The sequence below is a fragment of the Sphingomonas oryzagri genome (assembly GCF_029906645.1).
In the GTDB taxonomy this organism is placed as follows: domain Bacteria; phylum Pseudomonadota; class Alphaproteobacteria; order Sphingomonadales; family Sphingomonadaceae; genus Solisphingomonas; species Solisphingomonas oryzagri.
This window is the reverse complement of sequence record NZ_JARYGZ010000001.1, coordinates 1,784,192-1,799,187: the sequence shown is the minus strand read 5'-3', so window position 1 is coordinate 1,799,187 and position 14,996 is coordinate 1,784,192. Positions and strand designations below refer to the sequence as shown.

10 protein-coding genes are annotated in these 14,996 nt (G+C 67.4%); 4 read left to right on the top strand and 6 right to left on the bottom strand.

All coding sequences use genetic code 11. The features are described 5' to 3' along the window. From QGN17_RS08685 to QGN17_RS08660, 6 genes are all read right to left on the bottom strand, one after another. Positions 1-1,491: a tryptophan halogenase family protein gene (locus QGN17_RS08685; RefSeq protein ID WP_281044083.1), complete on the bottom strand. Its 1,491-nt coding sequence runs from the start codon at positions 1,489-1,491 to the stop codon at positions 1-3. A gap of 38 nt (positions 1,492-1,529) precedes the next feature. Beyond that, complete coding sequence (locus tag QGN17_RS08680; protein ID WP_281044082.1) at positions 1,530-3,557, bottom strand: hypothetical protein; 2,028 nt, start codon at positions 3,555-3,557, stop codon at positions 1,530-1,532. 68 nt (positions 3,558-3,625) lie between these two features. Then, positions 3,626-6,541: a TonB-dependent receptor domain-containing protein gene (locus tag QGN17_RS08675; RefSeq protein ID WP_281044081.1), complete on the bottom strand. Its 2,916-nt coding sequence runs from the start codon at positions 6,539-6,541 to the stop codon at positions 3,626-3,628. Positions 6,542-6,636: 95 nt separating this feature from the next. Further along, positions 6,637-7,563, bottom strand: a complete 927-nt coding sequence (locus QGN17_RS08670) for a FecR family protein (protein WP_281044080.1) — start codon at positions 7,561-7,563, stop codon at positions 6,637-6,639. Further along, complete coding sequence (locus QGN17_RS08665; RefSeq protein ID WP_281044079.1) at positions 7,560-8,144, bottom strand: RNA polymerase sigma factor; 585 nt, start codon at positions 8,142-8,144, stop codon at positions 7,560-7,562. Before QGN17_RS08665 ends, QGN17_RS08670 begins: the two co-directional genes overlap by 4 nt. A gap of 55 nt (positions 8,145-8,199) precedes the next feature. Continuing rightward, a complete protein-coding gene (locus tag QGN17_RS08660; protein ID WP_281044078.1) occupies positions 8,200-8,820 on the bottom strand; it encodes a murein L,D-transpeptidase catalytic domain family protein in 621 nt (206 codons plus the stop codon). 668 nt (positions 8,821-9,488) lie between these two features. Between QGN17_RS08660 and QGN17_RS08655 the strand changes: the two genes are divergently transcribed. From QGN17_RS08655 to QGN17_RS08640, 4 genes are read left to right on the top strand one after another with little or no spacing between them, the layout of a single operon-like run. Then, positions 9,489-11,360 carry a cellulose biosynthesis cyclic di-GMP-binding regulatory protein BcsB gene (locus QGN17_RS08655; RefSeq protein ID WP_281044077.1) on the top strand — a complete coding sequence of 624 codons (1,872 nt, stop codon included), beginning with the start codon at positions 9,489-9,491 and terminating at the stop codon, positions 11,358-11,360. A gap of 1 nt (position 11,361) precedes the next feature. Continuing rightward, positions 11,362-12,351: a UDP-glucuronic acid decarboxylase family protein gene (locus tag QGN17_RS08650; RefSeq protein WP_281044076.1), complete on the top strand. Its 990-nt coding sequence runs from the start codon at positions 11,362-11,364 to the stop codon at positions 12,349-12,351. An 11-nt stretch (positions 12,352-12,362) separates the two neighbouring features. Further along, a complete protein-coding gene (locus QGN17_RS08645) occupies positions 12,363-13,799 on the top strand; it encodes a glycosyltransferase family 2 protein (RefSeq protein WP_281044075.1) in 1,437 nt (478 codons plus the stop codon). Next, positions 13,796-14,935 (top strand): NAD-dependent epimerase/dehydratase family protein, encoded by a 1,140-nt coding sequence (locus QGN17_RS08640; RefSeq protein ID WP_281044074.1) that lies wholly within the window; start codon positions 13,796-13,798, stop codon positions 14,933-14,935. Before QGN17_RS08645 ends, QGN17_RS08640 begins: the two co-directional genes overlap by 4 nt. The last annotated feature ends 61 nt before the right edge of the window (positions 14,936-14,996 follow it).

Below are 14,996 nucleotides of genomic sequence, written 5' to 3'. Positions count from 1 at the left end.
CTAGACGCCGGGCCGAGGCGCGATCGCGGGAATCTTCGTCACCGATTCCGCGATCGCCCCGCGCACGGCCGCGAGGTGGCGGAGGTTGTCGGCGGCGCCGGCCCCGTCGATCATCGGGTTGTAGTCGCGCGGGCGTACGCCTTGTCCGTCGAGCACCGCGAACCAGCTGGCATCGCGGAACAGCTCGTCGGTGGAGAGCATGATCCGGCCGGACTGCTCGAACGCGCCAATCTTGCGGGCGAGCGTGTCCGGGATCTCCATCGCCTGCCGCTCCAGCCACATCGGCTCTGTGCGGCCGGTGGTTCGGTGGTAATGGAGGATCAGGAAGTCGCGGACGTCCTCCATTTCCTGGCCGAAGACGCGGTTATACTGGTCCGCCAGCAGGGCCGAGCAGTCGCGCGCCGGGAAGAGCGCGAGCAGCTTGGCGATGCCGCTCTGGATCAGGTGGATGCTGGTGGATTCGAGCGGTTCGAGGAAGCCGCTCGACAGGCCGATCGCGACGACGTTGCCGATCCAGGGGCGTTTGCGCGCTCCCGGCGCGAAGCGGATCAGGCGCGGCTCGGCTGTCGGCGGGCCATCCATCCCGGCGATCAGCGAGGCGCGGGCTTCGTCGTCGCCCTGAAAGCGGCTGGAATAGACATAGCCGTTGCCGACCCGGTGCTGCAGCGGGATGCGCCAACGCCAACCCGCCTCGGCGGCGGTGGCGCGGGTGTAGGCCGTCACTTGCGTCTCGGCCGCGCTAGGCGCCGCCCAGGCGCGGTCGCAGGGGAGCCAGTGGCTCCAGTCGTCGAAGCCCGATCCCATCGCCTCCTCGATCAGCAGGCCGCGCAGGCCCGAGCAGTCGATGAAGAGATCGCCCGCCACCTCGGCGCCGGTATCGGTGGCGAGTGCGGTGACGAAGCCGCTGTCCGGCGCGCGATCGATGCGGCTGACCTTGCCCTCGATCCGCGTGACGCCGGCTTTCTCCGCGAGGCCGCGCAGGTAACGGGCGTAGAGGCCGGCGTCGAAATGATAGGCGTAGCCGAGCGTCGAGAGCAGCGAGCGGGGATCGCCCACCGGCCGCGTGAAGCGCCCGGCGCGGGCGATTCGGGCCGTCAGGGAATAGGCTTCGCTCGGCGTCGTGTCACCGTCGAGCCGCCCGCGGATCAGGCGGTGGAGGAACATTACCCCGTCGCCGGGCGGGCCGTAGGTGCCGAAGGGGTGCAGGTAGGAACTACCCGGCCCGTTCCAGCCGACGAACTCGATGCCGAGCTTCACCGTCGCCCTGGTCTCGGCCATGAACGCGGCTTCGTCGAGACCGACGATCTGGTTGAACCAGTGGATCGTCGGGATCGTCGCTTCGCCAACGCCGATCGTGCCGATCGCATCGGATTCGATCAGGGTGATCGCGATCTGTTGTCCCGCCAGCGCGCGGGAGAGCGCGGCGGCAGTCATCCAGCCGGCGGTGCCGCCGCCGAGGATGACGATGCGGCGGATGCGGGTGTCGCTCATGGCGCTTTCCTAAAGGGCGCGCGGTGCGGGGTCGAGGCTCAAGCCGCCGGGCAGGCGGCGCCGGGGATCGCCGCCGGGCGCTTGAGCGCGAGGTAGACCGTGCTCCAGAGCTGCGCCGCGTTGGATTCGTCGGCATCGCCGCCGCTCGCGCCGAATGCCTCGACGCGGTAACGGCCACCGGCATAGCGCCACGACCAGAGTTCCGAGCTTTGCACGCTGCGCGTCGCCTCGATGCCGTCCCACAGGCAGGATTGCGCGATGGCGAGCGAGCGGCGGGTCGCGGCCGGAAGGTCGGTCCGTTCGAGCTGGCGGGCGAGGCCGGCGGCGGCGAGCGCCTGCTGCCAGCTCCAGATCACGGTGCCGTGATAGGCGTTGGCGCCGAATTTCTCCTGCAGCGCGGGCGACGCGAAAGCGGGGTTGGCGACGAGCAGCCCGGCGCCGGTGCGCAGGCCGGCCGGGAAGGGGCGGGTGAAGAGTTGGGCGGTGCCGTCCAGCTCGGCGGCCGAGGGATGGCCGAAGAGCAGGGCGAACCCCTCGTCGCTGTTCTGGATCGGGATCGCGCGACCCTCGGCATCGAGCGAGAGCGCACGGAAACGCACCGGCGTGGAGCCGATCGCGCGGAGGGCGGGGCTGGCCGGGACGCCAGCCTTCGCAGCATAGGCGGTGATCGCCTGCTTCGCCTCTGCGGACGGGATAGTGGCGTCGAACATCGCCGGCGCCTTGTCGCGCCACACCGTCGCGATGGTGGCGAGACGAGCAAGCAGCGCCGCGTCGTCGCCCTTGAGATAGGGTTTCAGCAGGCCGCTCGCGTTCAGCCGCTCTGCCGCTTCCAGTGCGGCGGGGACGAGGATGGCGTTGACGTCGTAAGGGATCCGCCCGCCGCCCAATCCATCGTTGCTGTCGCGCCATTCGCCGACCGGGACGCCGGGATGGAGAGCGATCAGGTTGCTGGTTGTCGGCGCCTTGGCGAAGGGTTCGGCCTGCCCGACGATATAGCGGATGTTGCGCATCAGCGCGGCACCGGCATCGCGATCGGCGAGGAAGGCGGCCGCACGGGATTTCCCGCGCGGATCGTCGAGCAGCCAGGCCTGCGCCACCGGCGCGAGCATGAAGTCGCTGTCGATCATCTTGTAGTCGTAGACCGGCGCATCGGACGAGGTGCCGTCGGTCTTGCGGTGATCGAGGATGGCGAACTCGCCGATATCCTCCTCATGCGCGACCTGGCCCTGCGGCGACAGGCGCTCCAGCACCGAGCGGATGCCCGTCTCCACTGCCGCCGGCTGGAGCGCCGGCATCAGCAGGCGGACGGACATCAGCGTATCGCGGCCGAAATAGGTGTCGAAGCGCCACGACCCGGCGAGATACTTCTCGCGATAGCTGAGGAAGGTGAGGGCGCGCCGCGCGGCAGGATCTGCATTGGCCTGCGCGTCGAGCAGGTCGGGGCCGGAAACCGGCGTCAGCGGCGTCTCTCCGGTCAGCGCGGTGATAGCGAGGCGGATCGTACCATCGGCGCCGGCCGTGATCGCCTGACCGTCGATCCGCCCGCCGACGACGCGCACCGCCAGCCGATAGCCCGGTGCTCCATCGAGGCGGTCACGGCCCCAGGCGATCGTGTCACCCTGTGCCTTGGGCGCGGTCAGCACCGCGGCGGGCGCGGTGCCGAGCGCCTGATAGTCGCGCAGAACGCGAATGCTCGACAGCACCGCCTGCCTGGCGACCAGTCGCGGCGCCTTGATCGCGATGTCGAAGGTGACGCCGTGGAGCGGGCGGCCCTTCGCATCCGGCATCGTCACCGGTCGGGCGGGCGCCGCCATTGTCCAGTTCGCACCCTGCGCAAGCGTGTCGAACCACAGGCCGACGCCGCTATTGCCCGCCGGGAAGGCGACGATCAGGCGCGGTTTGTCGCCCGATCGCAGCACGATATGCGCCGAAACCGGCCCCTGGCGCACGAAGCTGTTGAGGTTGAGGCCTTCGCGCTGGGCGAAATCCTGCGGTGCGCCCGCGCCGAGCAGGGCCGTGCCGGCCAGCCCGATGAATGCCGCCCGTCGCCAACTGGAAAGCGCCACCACCGTGCCTCCTCGATCGGGAAAAGAAATGGCGGCCGGCTTGGGACCGACCGCCAGGGAGGAAAGGTTTACAGCTTGATCGTCGCCGAGACCTGCGCGTTGCGGCCGACGATCGCGCGGCCGTAGAAGAAGCCGTTGACGATCGTCTGGGTCTGGCCCTGGCGCGGATTGCCCTCGGTGAAGCCCTTCGCGTTGGTGAGGTTGTCGACGCTGGCGGAGACGTTGATCCGCTCGCTCACGTTCAGGCTCGCGCCCACGGTGAACACCGAATAGCTCGGCAGCGCGATGCCGTTGCCGGAATCGGCGAAGATCTTGCCGATATACTTCCAGCGACCGTAGATTTCGCCCAACCCGTGCGGCAGAATGAAGGACGGCGTGACGGTCAGCAGTTTCTTGGGCGTCCGTTCCGGCGTGTTGCCGCTATACTGCGGCTGGGCGACGCCGTTGAAGCGCAGGTTGCTGAGCTTCGGATCCTGATAGACGCCCTGCACGTCGAGGCTGAAGAAATGGATCGGCCGCCACGTCGCATCCACCTGCACGCCGTTGGTCTCGTTGTTGGCGAGCGCGTTGGCGGCGTTGGTGGGATCGTTCGGATCGACGAACTGGTAGGACTGGTTCTTGAAGATAGTGCGGAAGCCGATCACCGAGGCGCTCAGCCCATGCGCCTGGAAGCGCACGCCGCCTTCGTACAGCGTCAAATCGGTCGGCGCGTGGGTGCCGCCGGTGTCGCCGCCGTTGGTCTGGAAACCACGCGCGCCGCGCGCATAGAGCGAGATGTTGTCGGTCAGCTCGTAGTTGATACCCGCCGTATAGGCCCAGTCGTGATAGGTCGCCTTGGAGTGGGCGTAGGTGCCGTCGAAGGTGCTGCCGACATCCTGGTACAGGCCCGGCGTTCCGGCCGGGACCGGCGCGTTCACGAGGGCGGTGTTGCCGATATCGACGCTGACGTGCTGGTGCTCGTAGCGGGCGCCGAAATCGATGTGCAGCTTGTCGCCGATCTTCATCTCGTCGTTGAAGTAGGCGGAAAGCGAGGTCACCTCGTCCTTAAAGATGCCCTGGCCCCAGTTGCCGTAGTTCACGAGCCCGTTGTTGGTGAGCGAGCCGACCACGCCGCCGCCTGCATCCAGCGCGACGAGATCGTAGACGTGCGAGTTGTTCTGCACGTCGTTCAGCACCGTGGCGACGGCCGACTGATCGTTCCAGCGGCGGACGTTGTAGACCATGCCCCCGACGGTCAGCGAATTGTCGACCGGGCCGAGGTCGTGATCCCACTTGGCGCCGAAATCGCTGCCGAAATCCTTGGTCTTGAGCGTCTGGTGGTTGAGCACGGTCTGCTGGAGCAGGCCGTTGCCGCCGATCGCGGCGAGGCCTGCCGCGTCGGTGGAGGAGATCACCTGCCCGGTGCGCAGATCCTTCAGCCCGTACTGGGTGGCGGTCGGGAACATCGCCTGTGCGACGTTGAAGTAGGTTTCGCTGCTGCCCTGGATCGGCGTCAGGCTGGCGAGCGGCGAAGCGTTCGGATCGACATAATCGGCCGCCGACGTCAGCCCCGCCGTGCCCGCGCCCGAACCGGGGAAGATGCCGTTGAAGTCGTACTTGCCGTCCAGATAGCGGGCGCGGGCGAACAGGCGCAGGCCCTCGCTCACCGGCTTTTCGATGTCGAGGCGATAGACCGACGAGGTGACGTGCACGCCGTTGGACGAGCTGAAGCGGCGCAGCGCGTTGCCGGTATTCGGGCTGTCCGGCACGTCGAAGCTGGCGAAGCTGTTGCCACCGACGTCGTCGGTCTTGAGGTTCAGGCCCGGAATGCTGCTGATCTTGCCGCTCGCCGAAACGGCGAAGGGCATGTCGGCATAATAGGGATTGTGCTGGTCGCCATGCTTCAGCGTCAGCCGGACGAAGCCGCCATCGTCGAACTTCTTCTCCAGCATCCCCTTCACGTTGTAGGCATTGTAGGAGAAGGGGGTGCGGCGCACGCCCTTCTGCGACTGGGCATAGCCGCCGATGCTGAACGCCCAGCCATCCGCGATCGGGGCCGAGAAATAGCCGTCGGCGCGCAGATCGCCATAGGTGGCGCCGGTGAAGCGCACCGAGGCGGTCGGCTTGTCATGGTTGGGCTTGAGCGAGATGAAGTTGATCGTGGCGCCCGCGCCGTTGGGCGCGAGGATGCCCGACGTGCCACCCTCGACCGCTTCCATGCGGTCGATGGTGATGTCGTTCTGGAAGTAGAAGTCGGCGCCGCCGCCGCCGTAGAGGATCGGCATGCCGTCCTCTTCCAGCGTGATGAAGGTCTGCGCGCCGCCGCGCAGGCCGCGCACCGAATAATTGTTGGAAATCGGACCGGCGGTGCCTTCCACGAAGATGCCGGGAACCAGTTCCAGCGTCTCGGCGGTGGAGCGCGGCGCCTTGCGCAGCAGGTCGGCGGAACTGGCCAGCGTGACGTTGGACGAGGAGTTGAACAGCGTGCGCTTGCCCGACGTGTTGCCGGTGACGACGATCTCCTGCAGTCCCTGCGTGTCTGCGACCGGCGGTTCGGCGCCCGGCGGGGTGGTGGTGTCGGGCTGGGCCGGAGCCGCGGCGGACGCGCTCATCGGCGCGGGCGCGGACTGCACGTAGGCGACGTTGGTGAAGCCGCCACGCTGGGCCGGGGCGGATGTCGCCGCGCCGCGCTCGGCGATCACGGCGGTGCGGCCGTCGAAGGAGACGAGGCGCAGGTGGCTCGGCCCGATCAGGCGGCGCAGGCCTTCCTCGACCGTGTAATTGCCCTTCACACCGCCGACCTTGCGGCCCTTCGTCGCCGCGCTGGGCGCGAGAACCTGGATGCCGGCCTGCTGCGCGAAGCTGACGATGCCGTCTGCGGCGGACTGGGCCGGCACGTCGAAGTTGCGCACCTGCCCCTGTGCGAAGGCGGGCATGGCGAGGGTGGAGACAGCCAGCGCTGTCATCGAAACCGAAAGGAACGGCGAACGGGTGCCGAACGACATCATCATCTCCCCTTGCATTGCACATGCGCTTCTTTGCGACGCATCGAGCCAGATGCGCGGCGCCGATGCTTCCGTCAGCGCTCACGCAAATTTTTTCAGGGAACGATCCGGATCACGTTCCGATCCCGCACAACGCGGCCGCCGACCATCGCGGCGCTGGCGGTAGCGAAGCCGTCGAGATCGTCGGTGCGGAACCAGCCGACCACCTGCTTGTCCGCCAGTGCGGGATCGATGACGAGCTGTTCGGCGTGGTAGCGGTTGAACTCCGCCGCTGCCGCAGCCAGCGTCATGTCGTCGAGTACGATGCGCCCCTCGCGCCAGGCGAGTGACTGGTCGGAGGTGGCGGGCGCCAGCGACGAGATGACGACGCCGGCCTCGTCGGTCATCACCGCGCGCTGGCCCGCCCGGACGAACACCGGTTCGGCACCGCTGGCGGTGGACCAGAGCTTCACCGTGCCCTCGGTCACCGTCACATCCGATCCGCCGTCGCGGCGGCGCACGTCGAAGGCGGTGCCGACCGCCTGCACACGCACCGGCCCGGCATGGACGGTGAAGGGGCGCGCGCGGTTGTGGGCGACCTCGAACCAGGCCTCGCCCTCGGCCAGTTCGATGTCGCGGGCGTTGCGGGTGAAGGCCACCCGTAGCCGGCTGCTGCTGTTGACCACCGCGACAGAACCGTCGCCGAGCGGCATCCGGCGGATTTCGCCGACGCCGGTGCTGATCGGCGTTCCTTTCGGCCACATCCGGAGGCCGACCCCGCCGGCGATCGCCGCCGCGATGGCGCCGCCGCCGAATTGCAGGAAGCGACGACGGCCGGGCGCCGGCCCGGCTTCATCCGGCTGCTCTTCGGCGGGGGGCAGCGCGCGACCGCGATCGAGCAGGCTCAGCGCCGCCTGCGCGCGCAGCAGTGCGCCGCGATGACGGCGGTCGGCATAGATCCATTCTTCGAGTGAGGTGCGCTCGGCATCGTCCAGCCCGCGTTCGATCCGCGCGGCCCACTGGCAGGCGAGGTCGTTGATCATCGCCGCTCCTTCGTCCTGCTGGCGCGCGCGGCGGGCTTGCGCCGGGTCGGCATTTCGGCGCGCTCCTCGTCGGTCAACTGGTCGAGGATGCGGCGCAGGCCACGCGCCACTTCATTCTCCACCACGGTCTCTGTGAGGCCGAGCCGCTGCGCGATCTCGCGCTGGGGCACGCCATCGATCTTGCGCAGGCGGAAGACCTGGCGAGCGCGATCGGGCAGCGCCTCGATCAGCCGCTCCACCCGCTCCAGCGCTCGGCGGCCGGCGACCACCCGCTCGGGCGAGCCGCCGTCCTCGGGTGCCTGCTCCAGCTCGGCGAGGCCGCTCGCGGCCTCGATGCTGACCACGCGTTCGCGGCGGATCTGCTCCAGCACCACGTTGCGCGCGGTACGAAAGAGATAGCGACGCGGATCGTCGATATGTTCGACACGGGTGAGCGTGGCGATCCGGCAATAGGATTCCTGCACCACGTCATCGACGTCGATCGCCGGGAAGGCGGCGCGCAGCCACGCCCGGAGCTGGCGCTCGTGCGGCAGGATGTGGCGGCCCACCCATCCGATCAGCTGTGGCGACATCATGACCATGGCTGGATCGTTAGATGCCGCAGATCACGCTTTCCGTCACCGATGTCGGGATTTTTTATGGCGTGACCCGTCCCGCGTAGAGAAGCCGCCCTTCGCCGAGCGTGGCGAGCAGCATCGCGATGTCGGCGGGCGAGACGGCGAAGCAGCCGTCGCTACGTCCGAGCTTGCCCTGCTGCGGCAGGATCGCGGCATCGGCATACCAGGCCGAGTGGATGACGATCGCGCGCTCCTCCGCATGGGCGTCGGTCGGGTCCAGCCCGGTGAGCCGGCGCGAGAGGCCGTGGACGCCGGTATAGGTCGGCCCGGTGAGATAGGCGCCTTCCGAGGTGGCGGCCGATCCTACCGCGTCGGAGAAGGACTGCAGCATCCCGGTATGATCCGGATCCGATCCGCGTCCGTGGGCGACGCGCAGGCTGGTCGTCGTGCCGGTCAGGATGTTCACCAGGTGGAGACGGGGCGTGGCCGATGGCAGGCCGAAATCGGCGATGCCGATCACGTCGCGCGACCACACGAGGCTGTTGTGCCGGGCCAGCGCATCGAGCGCACGTGCCACGAGTACCGGGTTCACGCCTTGCGCCGCGGCGGCAAGGCCGTGCTGGGGCGCCGCATGGCCTATCGCGGGCAGGCTGGCCGCCATGCCGAGCAGGGTGCGGCGAGAGAGGAGGGGCACGCTCATCCCGTCACCCTAGCACGACGGGGGCGCGTCGTTGGAGCGATCCGAGAGAGGGTGCGTTGGCAAAGATGATCTTTGTGAACCTGGCCGTTGCGGATGTCGCGGCGTCGACCGCGGCGATGGCTGGCCAGCAAGGGACGGAACCGTTGGGTGATGCGGCTGGTTAAAGGGCTTCACCGACTTCGCTGGCCGATCGTGCCAAAGAGGTTGGGCGGAATATAACAGATCCGGATCGCGTCAGGGCGTAGCGGGGACGCTGTGCGATGCTCCCGGCGGAGAGGCTCGGCCTCGTCACGCCGGACACCTGGCTGCAATAAATTGATCGAGGTTGCGGAACCCGATCCTCCTTCAAGCGCTATGCTCGACCAGATGGTAAACGCCATCCCTGTGGCATCTACTGTGATTCGCCTATTCGTGGCGAACCTATCTACAGGTCATCAGCAATATCTCAAACAATGACAAGTAGTCGTGAGAAGCGATCGAATAATTGTAAATACTCGTCCGTAAACAGAAATGGTTAACCAATTCGGTTCATCGCGCGAGGGCGGCGGTTGGTCCTGCAAGGTGGCGACCGCGCTTGACATAGGTAGGGTATCGAAACCCATTTCATCTCCGGCAGAGAGGCCCGTTGTTTAACAGCCGATCTGTCGAAGGCGTAAAATGGAGTCGATATGGTGGGTGTAAGGCGTTTGAGTGGTCCGGCGATCGTCGCAGGCCTGCTGGCATCCACGGTGATCGCGGTGCCCACCGCGTTGGCGCAGGCGCCGCTGTCCTCCGCTCCGTCTTCCGCCGCTTCATCGACCGCTGGCGCCGCCATCGCACCGAACGCCCCGTTGCTCAGTCTGGCCGGGCTTGGTTATCGCGATGGCATCGATTTCACCGGATATGAGGGCAAGCGCGATCTGTTCTTCCGCGTGCCGGCCGGCGCCTGGCTGAGCGGCACGCACTTGCTGTTGCCCTATGAGGCGAGTGCCGCGACCGGTGCGGGCCGCCGCACGCTGACGGTGATGGCGGGCGGCAAGGTGCTCCGCCAGATCGCGCTTTCCGACGGGGCGGGTATCGCCGATGTGCCGGTGCCGGCCGATGCGATCGACGGCGGTGCGCTGCGCACGACCCTGATCTACAGCGGCGGCGAGAGCGCGAACCGCTGCGCCGATCGCCGCATGGGCGCCGATCATCTTCACCTCGATCCCGCCGGCGGCCTCGCGCTCGACATCGCGGCTGGCGCGCAGGTGCCGGTGGGCGTTGCCGCCGCGCTGATCGGGCCGAAGCCCACGATCGCCTTGCCGGCATCGGCCACGCCCGAGCAGGCAGCAGCGGCGCTCACCGTCATCGCCGCGCGGGGCGGCGGCACGATCGGGACGGCGGGCGACGTGCAGATCGCCGGCGCCTCGGACCCGGCGCTGCGCTCGATCGCTGCGGGCGGTAAACCCGGCCTCGCGATCGGCGGGCAGGATCCGGCGGCGGCGGCGCGGGCGGCCTTTTCCGGTCTTTCCGATCTGCTCGCCGCGCCGGCCATCCAGCAGCTTACGCTGCGTCCGCACCGCGACGACCGGCTGCATCTGAGTGATCTCGGCGTCGATCCGCGTGCCACCGAGATCGCCGATGAGGGCGGCTGGACGATCGCTTTGCCCGCCTCGCGGCTGCCCAAGGGCAAGACGGTGAAGGGTCTGTCGATCGACGTGTCGGCCGTGCCGGACGGCAATCCTCATGCCGCCAGCCTCTCGGCCTGGATGAACGGGGTGCTGCTCGGCAGTGCGCCGCTGCAGCCCGGCACCACCCATCTCGACGTGCGGGTGCCCGATGGCATGGTCCATTCGCTGAACGGCATCGAGGTGCGCGTCACCCGCCAGCAGAATAACGACTGCGGCGATATTCCGCGTGGTTTCCCGGTGCAGTTGCTCGGCACCAGCGAAATTGTCCTCGGCGATGCGGGCAAGCTGGAGGCGTTCCACGATTTCGCCGCCGCCGCCGGGCAGGGTCTGACGGTGGTGGTGCCCGATGCCTCGGCACTGCCGCTTGCCGGCAAGGCGGTGGCGGGGCTGGTCGGTGCAGACGTCCCGATCAAGGTCTCCTACGGCACGATCCCGGCGGACGGCCCGGTCCTCTATATCGGCACGACGCCGCCGCCCGGCACCACGCCCAAGCTCGGCCTCGCCAATGGCCGCATCACTCTCGCAGATGACAAGGGACAGGCCGACATCGATCTTCCGGATGCCGGCACGCAGACGCTCGCGCAGCTGCTCGACGCCAATGGCCGCCCGATCCTGTGGGTGCGTCCGGCGGCGCAGGGGCCGGTGCCGGCGACTTTGTGGCTCGATCAGGGCGATGTCGCCTTCGTCGCGGGGGATGGATCGGTCACGCCGCTGTCGACCGCGCACGACCGGCTGACGCCCCTGATCGGCCCGCCGCCGCCGCCGCCGTGGTGGCAGACCTATCAGCAGTGGATCTTCCTGGCCCTGGGTTTGCTGGTCGGGATTCTGATCGTCGCATGGTCGTTCCGGCCGTCGATCAAGAAAGCCAAGCCGGGACAGGATGCGTAACATGAGGAGTAAGGCGTTGCAGATACTGGTCACAGGGGGCGCAGGGTTCGTCGGGTCTCATCTGTGCGAACGACTTCTGCGCGAAGGCCACCGGGTGGTGTGCCTCGACAATTTCTCCACCGGCATGGCGGAGAACGTCCGCTCGATGCCGCATGGCGAGCGTTTCTCGGTGATCGAGCGCGACGTGTGCGATCCGATCCTGATGGACCTGCCGAAGTTCGACGAGATCTACAATCTCGCCTGCCCGGCCTCACCGCCGCATTATCAGGCGGACATGGTGGCGACGATGCGCACCTGTTCGGACGGCACGCGCAACGTGCTGGATCGCGCGATCCGCGACGGCGCGCGGGTGTTCCACGCCTCCACGTCGGAGATCTACGGCGATCCGGAGGTGCATCCGCAGGTCGAGAACTATACCGGCAACGTCCACACGATCGGCCCGCGCGCCTGCTACGACGAGGGCAAGCGCTATGCGGAATCGCTGGTCCACGCTTATGCCGAGCAGCATGGCGTAGACGCCAAGATCGCGCGGCTGTTCAACACCTACGGCCCCAAGATGCGGATGGACGACGGCCGCCTGATCTCCAATTTCGTCACCCAGGCGCTGACCGGCAGCGACGTCACCGTCTATGGCGACGGCACCCACACCCGCTCGCTCTGCTATGTCGAGGATACGGTGGAAGGCATCATCCGCCTGATGCGATCGGCGGTGCCGGCGAGTGTGCCGGTCAATATCGGTAACCCCGTCGAGATGCGGGTGATCGACATCGCGCGTGCCGTGCTCGCCGCCACGGGCAGCGCGTCGGCGATCGTCCATCGCGACCTGCCGATCCACGATCCGTCGCGCCGCCTGCCGGACATCCAGCGCGCCATCGCGCTGCTCGGCTGGAAGCCGCAGATCGGGCTGTCGGAGGGGCTGGACCGCACCATCGCCTATTTCCAGGGCCAGCTTCGCGAAAGCCAAGCGGGCGGCATGGCCGCGGCCGGCTGAGGCCGCCCGACATGGGGGCGACCGATACCCTGACGGCATTGCTGTGCGTCGCGTTCGTGGTGACGCAGATCCTGTACGCACTCGCCTTCTGCGTCGATATCTACCTCTTCCGCCTGCCGATCGAACGGGTCGACATGCGCGAGGAGGCGGATCTCCAGCCGCAGGACTATCCGCGCATCATCCTTTTCTATCCCGTGCTGCGGGAGCTGGAAGAGACGATGCGCACCACCTTCATCTCGCTGCGCCAGCTTCGCTATCCGGCGGGGTTGTTCCGGGTCGTCTCGATCCCCAATGCGGACGACACGGTGACGGTGGCGGCGCTGCGCCGGCTGCAGCAGGAGTTCGATTTCCTCGAGGTGATGGAGATCCCCAAGACCTCCGATCCCTCGTGGAGCGCGGTGTGGGATCAGTGGGAGGCGAACCCCAAGGCCTATTGGTGGCACGAGGGGCCGCGTGTCGGGGTGAAGGATCTGCCGCCCAAGAAGACCCGCCAGCTGATCTACGCCTTCTACACGCTGGCGAAGGAGAAGCTCGCCACCGAGGGCGACTTCCTCATCAATTACATCGACGCGGACAGCTGCCCGCCGTCCGACCACCTGATCGCCGCCGCGATCGGCATGAAGCGCTTCGACGTGCTGCAGGCGAGCAATATCGCCGGCAACCTCAACGACAGCCTTGCGTGCAGCTTCCACGCCTTCGATCACATGGCGTGGGACGGGCGGAAATATCCGCACCTGACGGCGGACGGGAAACAGCCCTTCTGGGTGCTGGGCAAGGGGCTGTTCTTCAAAGCCTCCGATCTCGTCGAACTCGGCGGTTTCCACCCGTGGATCACGATCGAGGATCCGGAAGTCGGCCTGCGTTTCTGGAAGAACGGCAAGCGTCTCGGTTACATCGAGAATCCGCTGATCGAGGAGGTGCCGTCCACCTTCGGGCGCGGCATCACGCAGCGAAAACGCTGGGTCGCGGGCTTCTTCCAGAGCCTCGATGTGCCGTTGAAGGCGCTCGGCTATAGCTGGCTGGAGCGGGTGAAGGCGTGGATGATCTTCCTTCCCTGCCTCAGCTACTGGATCAACCCGATCGGCATCCCCGTCGGTATCTGGGCGCTGTGGCGCTGGGCGGATGGCACCGGGCCGCTGCCGACGTGGACGGTGATGCTCTCGATGGCGAATATCACCTGCTACGGGCTGGCGATGGTGCTGCTCTATTTGTCGGTGTGGCGGCGAACCGCGCTGGTGCTGGAGCGCAAACGCGATCGGCTGCGCTACCTCGTCCGCTGCAATCCGATCTTCCTGATGATCTGGGGCCTGATCTGGATTGCGCCGCTGTGGATCGGCTGGCGGATGTACCGGAAGGACGGCGGCCTCGTCTGGGAACGCACCGAAAAGATCGACGCCAACAACAAGCTCGTGCGCCGCGTCCGCGGCGGGAATGAGGAGACCGCATGACCACCAAGCATGTCCTGATCACCGGCGGCGCCGGCTTCATCGGATCGCACCTCGCCGACGTGATGATCGAGCGCGGCTTCCAGGTGACGGTGCTCGATGCGCTGCTGCCGCAGGTACACGGCGATGCGGAGATGGATGACGAGGGATGGCCCGTCTACCTCAACCCCAAGGTGCTGCGCATCAAGGGCAACGTGCTCGACGCCGATGTCTTCCGCGATGCGCTGGACGGGGTGACGCACCTCGCGCATCTCGCCGCCTCGGTGGGGGTCGGCCAGTCGATGACCGACATCGTGGATTACACCCGCAACAACACGTTGGCCGCCGCCGTGATGCTGCAGGTGCTGAGCGAGGGCGGGCATACGATCGAGCGGATCGCGGTGGCCTCCTCGATGTCGATCTACGGCGAGGGCGCCTATCGCAATTCGGAGTCCGGGGAACGCGCCGCGCCGCTGCCGCGATCGGCCGGGCAGCTGAAGGCGCAGGAATGGGATCTGTTCGAGAACGGTGCCGCGCTCGATCCCCTGCCGACCGACGAGGACAAGCCGCTCCAGCCCGGATCGATCTATGCGATCAACAAGCGGGACCATGAGGAGATGTTCCTTTCGGTCGGGCGGGCGCTGGATATCCCGACGGTCGCGCTGCGCCTGTTCAACGCCTACGGATCGCGGCAGGCGCTTTCCAATCCCTATACCGGCGTGGCGGCGATCTTCATCTCGCGGCTGGTCAACGACAGCGCGCCCCTGATCTTCGAGGATGGCGAGCAGCGTCGCGATTTCGTCCATGTCCGCGACGTCGCGGAAGCCTTCGCCACGGTGCTGGAGAGCGACAAGCGGCTCTGGGATGCGTTCAACGTCGGCTCGGGCAAGTCGATCACCGTGCGCGAGATCGCGCAGGTGCTGGCGCGGCTGCTCGGCAAGAACATCGCGCCGGAGATCCTCGGCCGCTACCGGGTGGGCGACATCCGCCACTGCTTCGCCGACATCTCCAAGATCGAGCGGGTGTTCGGCATCGCGCCCAAGCGCGACTTCGAAAGCGGCATGGCCGAGCTGATCGACTGGGTGAAGACCGCGCAGAAGCCGGTCGACCGGTCCGGCGAGAGCATGGCGCAGCTGGAACGAGGCAAGCTGCTTGTCTGATTTCAGCCCTCGTCATTGCGAGCGCAGCGAAGCAATCCAGTGCCACGCTCGTGGCTCTGGA